The following is a 16,220-nucleotide window of genomic DNA, read 5'->3' on the forward strand; positions in this document are numbered from 1 at the left end:
TGAAACAGAAAGGCCGACGCACTGGCGTCGGCCTTCTATCCGGAGTCGAGCGTGGCTCGACCCTACAGAAGCGGGTCAGCCTCTCAGCTGGCCTTGCCCTGCGCGTCCAGGTAGCGCTCGGCATCCAGCGCCGCCATGCAGCCGAAGCCGGCCGAAGTGATCGCCTGGCGGTAGTGCTGGTCGGCCACGTCGCCGGCGGCGAACACGCCTTCCACCGAGGTCTGGGTGGCATTGCCGCCCAGGCCCGAACGGATTTCCAGGTAGCCGTTGTTCATTGCCAGCTGGCCGTCGAACAGGGTGGTGTTCGGGTGGTGGCCGATGGCCACGAAGAAGCCGTGGGCGTCGATGTCGCGGGTGCTGCCGTCCAGCGTGGACTTCACGCGCACACCGGTCACGCCGGCGTCGTTGCCCAGCACTTCCTCCACCTGGTGGTGCCAGACGGTCTCGATCTTGCCTTCGGCCACCTTCTTGAACAGCTTGTCCTGCATGATCTTCTCCGCCTTCAGGGTGTCGCGGCGGTGGACCAGGTAGACCTTGCGGGCGATGTTGGACAGGTACAGGGCCTCTTCCACGGCGGTGTTGCCGCCACCCACCACGACCACGTCCTGGTCGCGGTAGAAGAAGCCGTCACAGGTGGCGCAGGCGGACACGCCGCGGCCCTTGAACTCGTCTTCGGTCGGGATGCCCAGGTACTTGGCGGTGGCGCCGGTGGAAATGATCAGCGCATCGCAGGTGTACTCGTGGCTGTCGCCGATCAGCTTGAACGGGCGCTGCGACAGGTCGGCGGTGTGGATGTGGTCGAAGATGACCTCGGTCTCGAAGCGCTCGGCATGAGCCTGCATGCGCGCCATCAGGTCCGGGCCCATCAGGCCGTGGGCGTCACCCGGCCAGTTGTCCACCTCGGTGGTGGTCATCAGCTGGCCGCCCTGCTGCAGGCCGGTGATCACGACCGGCTTCAGGTTGGCGCGGGCGGCGTAGACGGCGGCGGTCCAACCGGCCGGGCCGGAACCGAGGATGACGAGGCGCTGGTGGCGGGAGGGCAGGCTGGTGCTCATGTAAACTCGCGAAAAGGTAGATGGGACAAGGCGCTGGCGATATTTGCGCAGCATCCGTGGCAGGTCATAGAGTGGCGGCTGGGGCAGGGCGATTCAAGCCGATGAACAGAACGCCGTCATCCAGCGGTGGGTCCTGCCCTCCGCAGACCCTGTCAGATGTCGCATAACTGAAAACTGACGCCGTCTCATTTATTATCAATCACTAACAGCGCATTCCAAAGGTATGGTCTAAGGTGGCGAAGCAGGTCCCCGAACGCTCCAAGTCCGACGACAGCAAGGCGTCACGTCGCACGGCCGCGGCGGCGACGACCGACAATCCACGCCGCCAGCGCCTCTGGCGCGATCTGGGCCTGATCGCCATCGCGCCGGCCCTGCTCTACCTGGCGGCCAGTCTTTTCACCTATTCAGCGACGGACCCGGGCTGGTCGCATACCGGCAGCGTGATCGCGCCGGTGCACAACCTCGGCGGCCGCGCCGGGGCCTGGATCGCCGACGTGCTGCTACAGCTGTTCGGCTACATCGCCTTCCTGCTGCCCGTGGTGCTGGGCGCGCTGGCGTGGATCGCCATGTTCGGGCTCAAGCGCGAAAGCAAGGGCGAGAACGACCTGGACCCGGCACTGCGCCTGGTCGGTCTGGTCGGCTTCCTCATCGCCGGTACCGGCTTCCTGCACGTGCGCCTGTTCAGTGGTGATATCTCCAGTGCCGGCGGCATCCTCGGCAAGCTGGTCGGCAATTCGCTCACCGTGGGCTTCGGCGCGCTGGGCGCGAACCTGTTCGTGCTGGTGCTGCTGCTGGCCTCGATCACCCTGGCCACCGGGCTGTCGTGGTTCACGGTGATGGAAAAGATCGGCCGCGGCGTGATGTCGCTGGCGCCGTTGCTGGCGCGCAAGAAGGAAGAAGTCACCGAGTGGCAGCAGACCCGGGTGATGCGCGAGGAGCGCCAGGAAGTGCGCAAGGCCGATGCCGAGGTGCGCGCCAAGCGCGAGCCGGTGAAGATCGAGCCGCGCCCGGAACCGGTGATCGAGAAGAGTGATCGGGCCAAGCGCGACACGCAGATCCCGATGTTCCGTGGCGTAAACGGCGACGGCTCGGACCTGCCGCCGCTGGCTCTGCTGGACGACCCCAAGCCGCAGCCGGTGGGCTACGACAAGGAAACCCTGGACGCGCTGTCGCGGCAGATCGAGTTCAAGCTGAAGGACTTCCGCATCGACGCCCAGGTGGTCGGCGCCAACCCTGGCCCGGTCATCACCCGCTTCGAGATCGAGCCCGCGCCGGGCATCAAGGTCAGCCAGATCAGTTCGCTGGACAAGGACATCGCGCGCGGCCTGTCGGTGAAGTCGGTGCGCGTGGTCGACGTGATTCCGGGCAAGTCGGTGATCGGCCTGGAAATTCCCAACGTCACCCGCGAGATGATCTACCTCTCCGAGCTGCTGCGTTCGAAGGAGTACGACAAGTCGGCCAGCGTGCTGACCCTGGCGCTGGGCAAGGACATCGCTGGCCGCTCGACCGTGGCCGACCTGGCGCGCATGCCGCACCTGCTGGTGGCCGGTACCACCGGTTCGGGCAAGTCGGTGGCGGTCAACGCGATGGTGCTGAGCCTGCTGTTCAAGGCCTCGCCGAAAGATCTGCGGATGCTGATGATCGACCCGAAGATGCTCGAACTGAGCGTCTACCAGGGCATCCCGCACCTGCTGGCGCCGGTGGTCACCGACATGAAGGAGGCCGCCAACGGCCTGCGCTGGTGCGTGGCCGAGATGGAGCGCCGCTACAAGCTGATGAGCGCGGTGGGCGTGCGCAACCTGGCCGGCTTCAACAAGAAGGTGAAGGAAGCCCAGGATGCCGGGCAGCCACTGATGGACCCGCTGTTCAAGCCGAACCCGGAACTGGGCGAGGCGCCGCGCCCGCTGGAGACGCTGCCGTTCATCGTCATCTTCATCGACGAATTCGCCGACATGATGATGATCGTCGGCAAGAAGGTGGAAGAGCTGATCGCGCGCCTGGCACAGAAGGCACGTGCGGCCGGCATCCACCTGATCCTGGCCACGCAGCGCCCGTCGGTGGACGTGATCACCGGCCTGATCAAGGCCAACATCCCGACCCGCATCGCCTTCCAGGTCAGCTCCAAGATCGACTCGCGCACCATCCTCGACCAGTCCGGCGCGGAAACCCTGCTGGGCCACGGTGACATGCTGTACCTGCCGCCGGGCACCGCCATGCCCGAGCGCGTGCACGGTGCCTTCGTCTCCGACGAGGAAGTGCATCGCGTGGTCGAGCACCTCAAGGCGATGGGCCCGGCCGACTATGTCGACGGCGTGCTGGACGAAGTGCAGACGATGGGTGACGGCGTGGTCGTCGGCGCCACCGGCCTGCCAGAGAACAGCTCTGCCGGCGACGAGTCCGACCCGTTGTACGACGAAGCGCTGCGGGTGGTCACCGAGACCCGCCGTGCCTCGATTTCCGGCGTGCAGCGCCGGCTGAAGATCGGCTACAACCGTGCAGCGCGACTGATCGAGGCCATGGAAGCGGCCGGCGTGGTCAGCTCGCCCGAGCACAACGGCGACCGCACGGTGTTGGCACCGCCGCCGCCGAAGTAAGACCCGACGTATCCCCCACGACGTCCAAGGAACCGACGCATGCTTCACCCCGTACCAAGCGCGCTGGCACTGGCGCTGGCAGCCTTCCTGGCTGCCGGCCCGGCACTGGCAGAAACCGCCACCTCCGCGCCCGCCACGGCGCCGCCTTCCACCAGCGGCGATACCGAAGCCAGCAATAATTTCAGCATTGTCCGTTACCGCGCCGACTACCAGGTGCGGCCCGATGCGGGCAATGTACAGACCGAAACCTACGAAGTCCTGCTCAAGACCAAGGCCTCGGTCGAGCAGTTCAGCCAGGTGCGGCTGAGTTACAGCGAGAAGATGGAGACGCTGGAAGTGCTCGGCGCCTACACCATCACCGCCGATGGCCAGCGCCGCGACGTACCCGCCGACCGCATCTACACCCAGGAGAGCTACTCCAGCGCCTCGGCGGCGATGTATGCCGACCGCAAGGTGCGGGTGATCGTGTTCCCGAACCTGGCCCCGGGCACGCGCCTGTACTACCAGGTGCGCCGCACCCAGGCCACGCCGTACTTCCCGGGCTATTTCGGCCTGTGGGAGACCTTCAATGTGTTCACCGAGTACGAGGACGCCGAGGTCACCCTGAGTGCGCCGGCCAACCTGCCGATGTTCGTCGACAGCCGCGGCGTGCAGGGCAGCGATCGCCCCACGGTGAAGAACGGCCAGGCGCAGTGGCGCTGGCGCTACCAGCGGCGCGAAGCCATGCCGGCACAGAACTGGTCGGCGGCGGGCTGGGAGTTCGGCCCGAACATCATGGCCAGCACCTATCGTGACTGGTCGCAGATGGGGCGCGCCTACCAGCTCAAGGCCGGCCCGGCCGCGCAGGTCACACCGGAACTGCAGGCGCTGGCAGACGAAATCACGACTGGCATCAGCGACCGTCGCGAGCAGGCTGACGCGCTGTACCGCTGGGTGGCGCAGAACATCCGCTATGTGGCGGTGTACCTGGGCAATGGCGGCCTGGAGCCGAACAGCGCGCAGAGCATCCTCGACAACCATTATGGCGACTGCAAGGATCACGTGACGATCCTCGAGGCGCTGCTGGCGGCCAAGGGCATCGCCAGCTCGCCGGTGCTGATCGGTGCCGGCGGTGGCCCGACGTTGCCGAAGATTCCGGTTCTGGGCCGCTTCAACCACGCCATCACTTATATTCCCGAGTTCGATCTGTACCTGGATTCGACCACTGCGTGGGCGCGCTTCGGACAGTTGCCGGAAGGTGACCTGGGCGCCCCGGTGATGCGTACCCGTGACGCCACGCTGGCGCGTACCCCGGCCAACACGCCGGAGCTCAATGCCACCTCGATGGACGTGCGTTTCACCTTCGACGCCAACGGCAACCTGCGCGGCGAGACGATCCCGAAGCTGGGCGAGAACGCCGAGATCGGCATGCGCGCCCAGTTCTCCCAGCTCAATGCGCAGAACCGTGCGCGCGCTGAAGAGCAGATCATGGCGGCGTCCGGTTTCGACGGGCGAGGGCAGCTGCAGATCCAAGGCGTTCCGGTCGACCTGACCCGGCCGTTCGGCTACCGCATGGCGTTCCAGGCCGAGGACTACGCCGACTTCAGCGTGGCCGGCGGCATGGCCGTGCCCGACCCGCCGGGTGGCGAATCGGTGCGCGGCCTGTACGCCACCGCCTCGGCGCCGGCCAACGAGACGCCGTTCTACTGCAATGCCAGCCTGCGCGAAGAGACCTATCGCCTGCAGTTTCCGGCCAACGCGCCGATCATCGCCATCCCGGCGAGCCAGCGCTTTGCGAATGCCGCCGGTGAGTACCGGGTGGACTGGAGCCGTGAGGGCCAGGACGTGATCGTGCATCACCGGTTGCAGCAGAACGCGGTGCGCGGCCCAGAGGCGCTGTGCCAGCCACAGGACTATCCGGCGTTCCGCGCGCTGTATCGCGAAGTGCGGCGTGGTTTCCGCGGCCAGGTGCTGTACGGCAAGCTGCCGGGCTCCGGCGGCTGAATCGCCGATGGACGTTCAGGGCGGCATAATGTCGCCCTGATCGCCCATTCATCTTTCCCCGGGCACACTGGCAACCACCTTTCCTGGCGCCCGCGCCCACAGGATTCCCGCATGAACTTCCGCTTCCGCCGTTTCCTTGCCACCACCACCCTGGCCGTGGCCTGCGCCGCCGCTGGCAGCGCCTGGGCTGGCGCCCGCGATGACCTGAAGTCCTTCACCAGTGGCTTGAAGGGCCTGGATGGCCAGTTCAGCCAGCAGGTGTTCGACAGCCGTGGCAAGGTGAAGGAATCGACCAGTGGCCGTGTGGCGCTGTCGGCGCCGCGCCTGTTCCGCTGGGAGTACGTGCGCCCGCACGAACAGCTGATCGTGGCTGATGGCAAGAAGGTCTGGATGTATGAGCCGGACCTGGAGCAGGCCACCGTGCGCGAGCAGGGCAAGGAAGAGCAGAACAGCCCGCTGACCGCACTGATCAACCCGGCGCTGCTGGAGCAGCAGTACGACGTCAGTGAAGAGGCCGCACAGCGCGATGGCCTGCAGTGGCTGTCGCTTTCGCCGAAGCGCGAGACCGAAGCCAGCTTCCAGTACGCCGCGTTGGGCTTCAACGCCCAGGGCCTGGCCAAGATGGAAATCACCGATGCTGTTGGCCAGCGTACCGTGATCAGCTTCAGTGGCTGGAAGCGCAACCCGGGTTTCGCTGCCGGCACCTTCAGCTTTACGCCGCCGAAGGGTACCGACGTCATCGGTAATTGATGGCGGTCGCCGGGCATGGCTTGGCGTCAACTGCTCTGGTGGGTGTCAACCGGCACCGCCTTGGCGGGTGTCAACCTTCTGCTCCGGCGGGTGTCAACCTTGGTTGACACGCTTTTGATCTGCCGGCCGGCGGCCGGCACTACCCGATCATGGCCCGGCGCTGGTGGGTGCCAACCTTGGTTGGCACGCGCTAGCGGTACAATGGGCGGGTGGCAAGACATCGTTCAACCTCCTTCCCCGGCCCCGATCTGCTGAGCGTCGATCGGGAACATCTGCGCCCGCTGGCCGAGCGCATGCGCCCGCGAACCCTCGACGAAATGGTCGGGCAGAAGCGCCTGCTGGCGCCGGACAGTGCGCTGCGCCGCGCGGTCGAATCCGGTCGCGTGCATTCGATGATCCTGTGGGGGCCGCCGGGCTGTGGCAAGACCACGCTGGCGCTGCTGCTGGCCGAATATTCCGACGCCGAGTTCCGTGCCATCTCCGCCGTGCTGTCCGGGCTGCCAGAAGTGCGCCAGGTGCTGGCCGAGGCCGCGCAACGCTTCGCCGAAGGCCGCCGCACCGTGCTGTTCGTGGATGAGGTACACCGCTTCAACAAGGCGCAGCAGGATGCATTCCTGCCGCACATCGAGCGCGGCACCATCCTGTTCGTCGGCGCCACCACCGAAAACCCGTCCTTCGAGCTGAACTCAGCGCTGCTGTCACGTTGCCGCGTGCATGTGCTGGAAGGCGTTTCGCCGACCGACATCGTCGAGGCGCTGGAGCGTGCGCTGGGTGATCGCGAGCGCGGCCTGGGCGAAGAGGGCATCGAGGTCGCTCCCGAACTGCTGCTGGAAATCGCCACCGCCGCCGATGGTGACGTGCGTCGTGCGCTGACCCTGTTGGAAATCGCCGCCGAGCTGGCGGGCGGGGAGGGCGGTCGCATCACCCCGCAGACCCTGACCCAGGTGCTGGCCGACCGTACCCGTCGCTTCGACAAGGGCGGCGAGCAGTTCTACGACCAGATCTCGGCGCTGCACAAGTCGGTACGCAGTTCCAACCCGGATGCCGCGCTGTACTGGCTGACCCGCATGCTCGATGGTGGCTGCGATCCGTCTTACCTGGCGCGCCGACTGACCCGCATGGCGATTGAGGATATCGGCCTGGCCGATCCGCGCGCGCAGAGCATGGCGCTGGAAGCCTGGGACATCTACGAGCGGCTGGGCAGCCCGGAAGGCGAGCTGGCGTTCGCCCAGCTGGTGCTCTACCTGGCCAGCACCGCCAAGTCGAATGCCGGCTATGCGGCCTTCAACCAGGCCAAGGCCGACGTGCGCGAGAGTGGTACCGAAGAAGTGCCGCTGCACCTGCGCAATGCGCCGACCAAGCTGATGAAAGAGCTGGGCTACGGCGCCGAGTACCAGTACGACCATGATGCCGAAGGCGGTATCGCACTGGACCAGACCGGTTTCCCCGATGCGATGGGTGAGCGCGTGTACTACAACCCCGTGCCGCGCGGGCTGGAGATCAAGTTGAAGGAAAAACTGGATCGGCTGCGCGCGGAGCGTGAGGCCGCGCGAGCCGCGAAGGGCCGCTGACCCGGCTTCTGTAGAGTCGAGCCATGCTCGACTGCTTTTCGCAGCGCCTCACGGCTCCCGACAGCCGAGCATGGCTCGGCGCTACATTGTCCCCGGCGCCGGTCTTTGGCACACTGCGCGGCTACTTTTTCAAGGATTGATGCCGTGCAGGAAATGATTCTGCCGTTGAAGCGCTACGCCCAGTTCGAGGGTCGCGCCAACCGCCGCGAGTACTGGATGTACCAGCTGTTCCTGTTCCTGGTCGCAACGGCAGTGATGCTGCTGGCCGGCGTGCTGGCGATCCTTCTGCGCAACAGTGCCGATGCGCTGGCCGGCATCCTGATCGGCATGGTGGTACTGCTGTGTGTGATGTGGCTGGTCACGATCGTGCCGCTGATCGCGGTGACCGTACGCCGCCTGCATGACTGCAACCAGTCGGGCTGGCTGTTCCTGTTGGCGCTGGTGCCAGGCGGCGGGATCGTGATCATGATCTTCTCGTTGCTGCCGGGCACGCCGCAGGAGAACGTTTATGGTCCGGTGCCTTCGGGGCCGTGACGTTGCGTGAGTCGAGCATGGCTCGACGCTACAGAGGCAAAGAAAAGAAGCCGGCATCTTGCCGGCTTCATCTTTACTTGATGGTGCAATCGCCGAAGGACAGGTAATCGGTGCCCGAGCTGAACTGCAGCGTGCAGCTGGCGGTGAAGGTTGCGCCTTCTTCCAGTGCGCCCAGCTTGGCGGCCTGCTGTTCATCGTCCGTGGTCAGTCGGGCCATGACATTGCCCTGGTCATCGCCGGCCTCGATCAGCGGCTCGCCCGCCAGGTTGCTGGAAACGCTCAGTGCTACGGCAGTGAAGGTCACCGTCTGGTTGAGTTGGTCCATGCCCAGTGACGAATTACCGGCCTCTTCAAAGGCCTGGTAGAGCGTTGGCAGGTCCTGCGCGGCGTGGGCGGCCAGCGGGGCGAGCAGGCCGAGGGCAAGTGCGATCAGTGCGTTGTGCTTCAAGGGTTCTCACAATCATGGGATCCAATCCCATGGCGGTTGTGTACAGATGAACGCGACCCGGATGGCGGCAAGTACCCGCCATCCATGGCTGCGCTGGAAGCGGGGCGATCCAATGCCCCGATGGGCGGCAAAATAGGGGAAGTGCCGCCCCTTGCGCAACCCGGGCATGCGCGCGCGTGATACACAGCGTGACGTTTGATCGATGTGATAATCATTCGCGTTTAAGGTAGACTGCGGTCCCTTGTGAACCGGCGGCCCTGGGCCGCTTCTGCCGCCGCTGATGAAGCATTTCGTCCTTCCTTCGCGCCGTGGTCCGCTGGCCCGCGGCCTGGCCGCCTTGATGATGGGTCTGCTCCTGGCCACCCCGTACGCCCATGCACAGCAGCGCAATCCGCTGCAGAAGATCGGTCACACCGTGCTCGACGAGCCCGCGGCCAGCTATCGCTTTGAGCATTTCGTGGTGGACAGCCCCGACCAGCAACGCCGCTGGCGGGTGAATGTGGCGATCCCCGCCAAGGCCGGCAAGGCGCCGCTGCCGGTGCTGTACGCGTTGGACGGCAACGCCGTCGCCATGGTGCTGGACCAGCCGTTGCTGGCCGAACTGGCCGCGCGCAAGGCGCCACCGGTGCTGGTGCTGATCGGCTACGACAATGACCTGCGCATTGATTCCAAGGCGCGCACCCGCGACTACACCGCATGGATCGATCGCGCCGACGATGAAAGCGGAATAACCCAGGCGGTCGGCGGTGGTGCCGCAGCCTTCCTGGACGTGATCGAGCGCCGCATCAAGCCGGAAGTCGAGCGTCGCGCACGCATCGATACGCAGCAGCAAGCGCTGTGGGGTCACTCGCTGGGCGGGTTGTTCGTACTCAACGCGCTGTACACCCGCCCCGCCGCCTTCCAGTTCTATCTGGCGGCCAGCCCGTCGCTGTGGTGGAGCCAGGGCGCGGCACTGGGCGATCCGGAACAGCAGTTCGTGCAGAACGTGCATGGCCAGCCGGCAAAGCTCTGGCTGATGCTGGGCGGTGCCGAGCGCGTCGGCGATCGTGGCAAACGCGACATGAACAATCCGCGCGTGGTCGCACACCTGCGTCGCATCGGCGGTGCCACCCCGGATGCGGCGATGCAATTGTCCGAGCGGCTGGGCAAGGTGCCGGGCCTGAGCGTGCAGTACCGCGAGTTCGACGGCCTCGGTCACGGCCCGATGCTGCCGGCTTCCTTCCACGCTGCGCTGCATGAACTGTACGGCGTGACCGACCGCAGCGCCGGTGACGGTGCCCCCACGGATGGTGACAACGCCGCCGAGTGAATCCCTTCGCACGCGATGCCGTGCGACCCCACTACCCAGGCGAGGCTGCCGGCGTGCAGCGGCCCAGGCAACCGATGAATCCCGCGTCACGTGGCGCGGCCTACGTGTGCAAGGAGCCTTCCATGTCGTTCCGTCCGTCTTTCCGTCTCACCTCTCTCGCCGCCGGCCTGTTGCTGGCGGTGACCACCACCGCGCAGCCGGTGTTCGACCAGCCGGCCAACGCCACCTTCAAGGGTGAGGTCGTCTCACGCGGTGAGAACGTGGTTCCCGGCAGCACTGCCGACGTGGTCGGCCGTGGGTTCGTGCCGGGCCAGAAGGTCAGCCTGCTGCGCGGTGACAGCGTGCTCAACGCGCAGCCGCTGGTGGTCGATGCTGATGGCAACTTCAAGGCCCAGTTGAGCATTCCGGCCGACGCGGTGCCGGGCACCCATCCGGTGGTGGTGCGCGCCAGCCAACCGGCTGCGGCCACCGTGCTGAAGCTGCGCGTTTCGCCGCAGCTGCCGCTGTCCGGCCAGGCGCAGTTCGCCACCCAGTCCAACAAGCTGGTGCCGGGCCTGTACCAGTCCGCCTACAGCGCCGCCAGCAACGCACTGTTCGTGACCTCGGCGGTGGGTCGCCCGCCGGTGACACAGTCGCAGCTGCTGAAGCTGGACCCGAAGTCGCTGAAGGTGACCAAGGCGATCACCCCGGCGCAGGTGCCGGGCAGCACCAATGGCGCGGTGTACGCGGTCTACGGCGTGGGCGTGGATGACGCCAACGGCAATGTCTGGGTCACCAACACCCGCCAGAATTCCATCGCGGTCTATCGCCAGAAGGACCTGTCGCTGGTCCATCAGTTCCCGGTCGATGCCGTGCCGCACGCGCGCGACGTGGTGGTCGACGGCACGCGCGGCAAGGTGTTCGCTTCTGCCACCGGCGAGGACCACCTGTCGGTGTTCGATGCGAAGACCTTCAAGGAACTGCCGCAGGTGACGCTGGAATCCGGCGTGGACGACGGCAAGTTCACCCCGATGAGCCTGGTGCTGGATGAGAAGGGCGGCAAGCTGTTCACCGTCAGCATCGGCACGCCGGAAGCGGCGGTGATCGATGTGGCCAGCGGCAAGGTCGAGAAGGTCATCGACCTGGGTAATTCGATCAGTGCCTCGGGCGTGGCCTTCGACGCGGCACGCAACCGCCTTTACGTGGCCTCGCAGGGCACCGACAACCTGCTGATCGTCGACGTGGCGGCCGGCAAGGTGCTGCATGACGTGCCGGTCGGCGCCGGTGCGCTGAACGTCGCCTTCGATGATGCCTCCGGCCTGGCCTATGTCAGCAACCGTGGCGCTGGCACGGTCACCGTGGTGAATGGTGACGGCAAGGTGGTCGCCAACCTCGATGGCGGCACGCTGCCGAACCATGTCCGCGCCGACGGCAAGGGCAACGTGTTCGCGGTGAACAAGTCGCGTGGCGCCGAAGACCCGAAGGGTGACCGCATCACCCGCATCACCCCGAAGCAGTAAGTCACAGGGCAGGGCGGCGAGCGCGTCGCCCTGCCAGCAAGGAGAACAAGCATGAACATCGCGTCCCGTCTGCGCCTGTGTGCGCTTCCGTTGGCTTTTTCACTGGCGCTGTCTGCCTGTAGCGGTTCGTCGACGCCGCCTGATGGGCAGAAGGCCGCGGAGCCGCCCGCCGCAACGACCACTGCGGAAACCGCATTGCCGGCAGGCTGGCAGCGCGTGGCCGGCGCCGAAATGCCGGCCGTCCATGACCAGAAGGCGGTGCTGCCGGCCAAGGTGCATTCCGACGATGGTGCTGACATTGAAGTGACCGACACCCGTCGGATCATCGCCGGTGGCGACGACGTCATCGCGGTGATCGAGGCGTTGGGGCTGGGCAAGCAGGTGTTCGCGGCGCCGACCAATACCACCACCCAGGCCGGCCTGGCCGCGCCGCACCAGTTCCTGTTCAACCGAACCACTGGCGTGGAGGGCGTGTTGAGCCTGCAGGGCTCGCTGTTCCTCGGCAACAGCCTGCGCCGCCACACCGAGCTGGCCAAAAAGCTGCGCGAAGTGGGTGAGCCGGCGGTGGTCATCGATGACCTGCAGCCGGCGCCGGACAAGGTGCGCAAGGTTGCCGCCGCACTAGGGCTGGCCGAAGCAGGGCAGACGATTGCCACGCAGGTGCAGCGTCAGCTCGACGAGGCTGCAGCGATTGGCAAGGGCCTGGGCCATGCGCCACGACTGATCCACGTGTCGGCTACCGGTGCGGGTGGCTCACCGACCGTGGCGGGTGCCGACAGTGCGTCGGCGCAGCTGATCGCATTGGCTGGCGGCATCAACATCGGCACCGAAGCGGGGGTGAAGAACTACTCGCAGCTGAGCAATGAAGGCGTGGTCGCCGCGGCGCCGGAGGTGATCCTGGTGACCGAGCATGACCTGAAGCTGTTCGGCGGTGCCGAGGGTCTGTGGAAGGCGTACCCGACGCTGAAGCAGACCCCGGCCGGGCAAGCCAACCGGGTCTGGGTGATGCCGGATGTGCAGCTGAAGTACACCAGTGTCGGTTCCGGTGCTGGCGCGCTGGCGCTGGCCAAGGCCCTGGCGGGGTTGCCGAAGGCATGAGTCCGGCGGATCGGCGCCGCCGTCGCGGGCGGGCGATGTTGATGGTGGCGTTGCTGGCACTGCTGGGGGCAGTGCTGGCCTCGTTCGCCGTGGGCCCGCTGCGGCTGCCGCCGCTGGAGGTGATGCAGGCATTGGCGGTGAAGCTGGGCCTGCTCGATCCGCAGGCGGTCAGCAGCCGTGATCTGGCGGTGGTCTGGCAGCTGCGCATTCCGCGCGCCCTGCTGGGTGCGATGGTCGGTGCGTCGCTGGCGATGGCCGGTGCCAGTCTGCAGGGCCTGTTCGGTAACCCGCTGGCCGATCCCGGTATCGTCGGTGTCAGCCAGGGTGCTGCGCTGGGTGCGGTGGCTGCCATTGTTCTCGGCGCTGCGGGCGCAGCCGGTTGGCTGGTGCCGGTGGCCGCCTTCGCCGGCGGCGCGCTGGCGATCGGCCTGACCTACGCGCTGGCGCGGCCCGGCAAAGGCAGTGGCAACGCCACGCTGCTGCTGGTCGGCATCGCGATGGCGGCGTTCTGCTCGGCGCTGATCGGTTTCCTTACTTACATCGCCAGCGAAAGCGAACTGCAGTCGCTGGTGTTCTGGCAGATGGGCTCGCTGGCGCGCGCCAACTGGGCCGACGTGGCCGCGGTGGTGCCACTGTTTGCGATCGGCGTGTTCGCGTTGCAGCGGTTGGCCACGCCGCTGGACATGCTGGCGCTCGGCGAACGCCAGGCACAGCACCTCGGGCTGGATGTCACCCGCACGCGTCGCCGTCTGGTGGCGTTCAGTGCGCTGCTGGTGGGCGCAGCGGTGGCGTTTGCCGGTTCGATCAGCTTCGTTGGCCTGGTGGTGCCGCACGTTGCGCGCCTGCTGGTCGGCCCAGGGCATCGCTGGTTGCTGCCGTTGTCCGGCCTGCTTGGTGCGCTGCTGATCGTGGTGGCCGACACCGCGGCTCGCACGCTGGATCCGCCCGCAGAGATTCCGCTGGGCCTGTTCTCGGCCGCGCTGGGTGCGCCGTTCTTCCTCTGGCTGGTGCTGCAGCAGCGCCGCAAGGCGGCGCCATGAGCGTGCTGCTGAAGCTGCACGAGGTGGTGGTGCGCCGGCAGCAGCGCGAGATCCTGCATGGCATCTCGCTGGCGTTCGAGCCGGGCACGGTGACCGCCTTGGTTGGCCCGAATGGCGCGGGCAAATCCACGCTGTTGGCGGTGGCTGCCGGTGACCTGCGTGCGGACGAGGGTGAGGTGAGCCTGCTGGGCAAGCCCTTGGCCTGCTACAAAGCGGGGCCGCTGGCACGCGAGCGCGCGGTGATGCCGCAGGAGCACGGCGTGCGTTTCGCCTTCAGCGTGGAGGAAGTGGTGGCGATGGGGCGGTTGCCGCATCCGCCGGATCCGGTGGTGGACGACGCCCAGGTGGAGGCGGCAATCGATGCCGCCGAACTGCAGGCCCTGCGCCTGCGCGAGGTGCAGCAGCTGTCCGGTGGCGAGTCCGCCCGCACCACGTTCGCCCGTGTGCTGGCACAGGACACGCCGTTGCTGCTGCTGGATGAGCCGACCGCCGCGCTGGATCTGCGCCATCAGGAGCGCACGCTGCGCAGTGTGCGCGCCTGTGCCGAAGCCGGTGCGTGCGTGATCGTGGTGCTGCACGACCTCAATCTGGCCGCCGGCTATGCCGACCGCATCGTGTTGCTGGAACAGGGCAGGGTGGCGGCTGATGGCACGCCGCTGCAGGTGCTGACCGAAGACAACCTGCAGCGGGTCTACCAGCAGGATGTGGTGGTCCTGGAGCACCCGCGGCGTGGGGTGCCGTTGGTGGTGGTGACCTGAGAGCCCAGCCGTTCTGCGCGGCGACGTATCATGTGCAGTTCGTTTTCTTCAATGGACTGACACAATGATCCGTACCCTCACGCGCTGCGCGCTTCTGTCTGCACTGGTCGCCTCCGTGTGCGCCGCAAACACGGCGTCGGCCGCCTCGGTCTCCCTGATCAAGGCCGCCGACCGGGCTTCGCTGATCGAGAGCCGGCATTCGGCCGGCGAGGGTGCGCCGGCGGTTCCGGTAACGACCCGCTACTTCGCCAATGACGAAATGCTCATCAGCTGGGATGACCAGCAGGTATTGATGCTGTGCAAAGAGGCGGTGTACCTGAAGATTCCTGCGGGCAAGGCCGGTGCCGGCGCGTTGGCGCCCGAGACGCGGCAGATGATTGCCTATCAGGCACTGATGTCCGGAATGGGGTCGCTGGCAGCCGTGGCCGAAGCGGCGGGCGATTCCGTGGAGGTAGCCGACGACGGCAGTGAAACCCGTCGCGTGGGTGAGAGCAGCTGGGCCTACGGTGTGGAGCGCTATGACGTCACCACTCAGCGCATGGCCGATGGCGCGCTGCGGGTTCGGACGGCCAAGACCGAGACCGTGAACAACGCCAAGCCGGCGTCGCCGGATGACATGTTCAGTACCGAAGATGATCAGGCGGCCCGTCTGTCCGAGTTGGCGCCGGTCGGCAGCTGGACGGAGGTAGTGATCCACGGTGGCCCGCGTCAGGCGCAGGTGGATCCGGCGATGTCGTTGAAGGGATGGATCCCGATGGAGGACGACCAGGCGACGACAGTGGCCGAGGCTCGCAGGTTGCATGAGTGCAAGTGAGGCCTTGCAGCTGTCAGATCCCTTTGCCTGTGGCAAAGGAATCTGACCTGACGCAGGCTGGCCTCATCGTTCCATACCACTCAGCGCATGGCCGATGGCGCGCTGCGGGTTCGGACGGCCAAGACCGAGACCGTGAACAACGCCAAGCCGGCGTCGCCGGATGACATGTTCAGTACCGAAGATGATCAGGCGGCTCGTCTGTCCGAGTTGGCGCCGGTCGGCAGCTGGACGGAGGTAGTGATCCACGGTGGCCCGCGTCAGGCGCAGGTGGATCCGGCGATGTCGTTGAAGGGATGGATCCCGATGGAGGACGACCAGGCGACGACAGTGGCCGAGGCTCGCAGGTTGCATGAGTGCAAGTGAGGCCTTGCAGCTGTCAGATCCCTTTGCCTGTGGCAAAGGAATCTGACCTGACGCAGGCTGGCCTCATCGTTCCATTTTTGTGTGCAATATTCACTTGCGCGCCAGATTGGCAGGTCTAGAATGCGCACCATGAACCGGATGCCGCTCCTGAAGTTTTTCACCCTGACCCGCGCGAGCGCGGAACGGGCGTGTCTGCCTGGAGCCCCACGACGCCGTTGAAGCGGCCATCGCTGGACCTTCGACAGAGCGCCCTTCGGGGCGCTCTTTTCGTTTTTGTTTCTTGTTAGTCGACTAACAGTCGACTCTACCCAGTCGACTCTACCTACTCGACGCTACCCAGTACTGCGAAGGAGAACGTGCCATGCACCAGATCGCCGAGACCGAACGCTAGCCGCGCACCCTGT

13 protein-coding genes and 1 pseudogene are annotated in these 16,220 nt (G+C 66.4%); 12 read left to right on the top strand and 2 right to left on the bottom strand.

Going from position 1 to position 16,220, the window contains the following annotated elements; all coding sequences use genetic code 11:
• Positions 1–83 precede the first annotated feature (83 nt).
• Positions 84–1,055 (bottom strand): thioredoxin-disulfide reductase, encoded by a 972-nt coding sequence (gene trxB / locus FQS62_RS10800; protein ID WP_057501125.1) that lies wholly within the window; start codon positions 1,053–1,055, stop codon positions 84–86.
• Between the two features lie 233 nt (positions 1,056–1,288).
• Between trxB and FQS62_RS10805 the strand changes: the two genes are divergently transcribed.
• The 5 genes from FQS62_RS10805 to FQS62_RS10825 all read left to right on the top strand — a co-directional run bounded on the left by FQS62_RS10805 (position 1,289) and on the right by FQS62_RS10825 (position 8,487).
• Positions 1,289–3,649: a DNA translocase FtsK gene (locus FQS62_RS10805; RefSeq protein WP_208044078.1), complete on the top strand. Its 2,361-nt coding sequence runs from the start codon at positions 1,289–1,291 to the stop codon at positions 3,647–3,649.
• Between the two features lie 39 nt (positions 3,650–3,688).
• Complete coding sequence (locus tag FQS62_RS10810; protein WP_208044079.1) at positions 3,689–5,632, top strand: DUF3857 domain-containing protein; 1,944 nt, start codon at positions 3,689–3,691, stop codon at positions 5,630–5,632.
• A 111-nt stretch (positions 5,633–5,743) separates the two neighbouring features.
• Positions 5,744–6,382 carry an outer membrane lipoprotein periplasmic chaperone LolA gene (gene lolA / locus FQS62_RS10815; RefSeq protein WP_088479362.1) on the top strand — a complete coding sequence of 213 codons (639 nt, stop codon included), beginning with the start codon at positions 5,744–5,746 and terminating at the stop codon, positions 6,380–6,382.
• Between the two features lie 293 nt (positions 6,383–6,675).
• Positions 6,676–7,953: a replication-associated recombination protein A gene (locus FQS62_RS10820; RefSeq protein ID WP_014037159.1), complete on the top strand. Its 1,278-nt coding sequence runs from the start codon at positions 6,676–6,678 to the stop codon at positions 7,951–7,953.
• A gap of 144 nt (positions 7,954–8,097) precedes the next feature.
• Positions 8,098–8,487 carry a DUF805 domain-containing protein gene (locus FQS62_RS10825; RefSeq protein ID WP_010485830.1) on the top strand — a complete coding sequence of 130 codons (390 nt, stop codon included), beginning with the start codon at positions 8,098–8,100 and terminating at the stop codon, positions 8,485–8,487.
• 73 nt (positions 8,488–8,560) lie between these two features.
• Here FQS62_RS10825 and FQS62_RS10830 read toward each other — a convergent pair whose 3' ends face one another.
• Positions 8,561–8,935, bottom strand: a complete 375-nt coding sequence (locus tag FQS62_RS10830; protein WP_154349028.1) for a hypothetical protein — start codon at positions 8,933–8,935, stop codon at positions 8,561–8,563.
• A 280-nt stretch (positions 8,936–9,215) separates the two neighbouring features.
• Here FQS62_RS10830 and FQS62_RS10835 point away from each other — a divergent pair, with 280 nt between their 5' ends.
• From FQS62_RS10835 to FQS62_RS10865, 7 genes and pseudogenes are all read left to right on the top strand, one after another.
• Positions 9,216–10,244, top strand: coding sequence for an alpha/beta hydrolase (locus tag FQS62_RS10835; RefSeq protein WP_208044080.1), 1,029 nt, complete (start codon positions 9,216–9,218; stop codon positions 10,242–10,244).
• 122 nt (positions 10,245–10,366) lie between these two features.
• A complete protein-coding gene (locus FQS62_RS10840) occupies positions 10,367–11,743 on the top strand; it encodes a YncE family protein (RefSeq protein ID WP_208044081.1) in 1,377 nt (458 codons plus the stop codon).
• A 51-nt stretch (positions 11,744–11,794) separates the two neighbouring features.
• Positions 11,795–12,841 carry a heme/hemin ABC transporter substrate-binding protein gene (locus FQS62_RS10845; protein WP_208044082.1) on the top strand — a complete coding sequence of 349 codons (1,047 nt, stop codon included), beginning with the start codon at positions 11,795–11,797 and terminating at the stop codon, positions 12,839–12,841.
• Positions 12,838–13,881 (top strand): FecCD family ABC transporter permease, encoded by a 1,044-nt coding sequence (locus FQS62_RS10850; protein ID WP_049449512.1) that lies wholly within the window; start codon positions 12,838–12,840, stop codon positions 13,879–13,881. Before FQS62_RS10845 ends, FQS62_RS10850 begins: the two co-directional genes overlap by 4 nt.
• The gene (locus FQS62_RS10855; RefSeq protein ID WP_049449510.1) at positions 13,878–14,639 is read left to right on the top strand and encodes a heme ABC transporter ATP-binding protein; all 762 of its coding nucleotides are present in this window, start codon (positions 13,878–13,880) and stop codon (positions 14,637–14,639) included. Before FQS62_RS10850 ends, FQS62_RS10855 begins: the two co-directional genes overlap by 4 nt.
• 64 nt (positions 14,640–14,703) lie before the next feature.
• Positions 14,704–15,453, top strand: a complete 750-nt coding sequence (locus tag FQS62_RS10860; RefSeq protein WP_226053461.1) for a hypothetical protein — start codon at positions 14,704–14,706, stop codon at positions 15,451–15,453.
• 75 nt (positions 15,454–15,528) lie between these two features.
• Positions 15,529–15,816, top strand: a pseudogene (locus FQS62_RS10865) (hypothetical protein); the annotation flags it as partial.
• Between the last annotated feature and the right edge of the window lie 404 nt (positions 15,817–16,220).

Source organism: Stenotrophomonas sp. SBJS02 (assembly GCF_020428325.2).
Classification (GTDB): domain Bacteria; phylum Pseudomonadota; class Gammaproteobacteria; order Xanthomonadales; family Xanthomonadaceae; genus Stenotrophomonas; species Stenotrophomonas africana.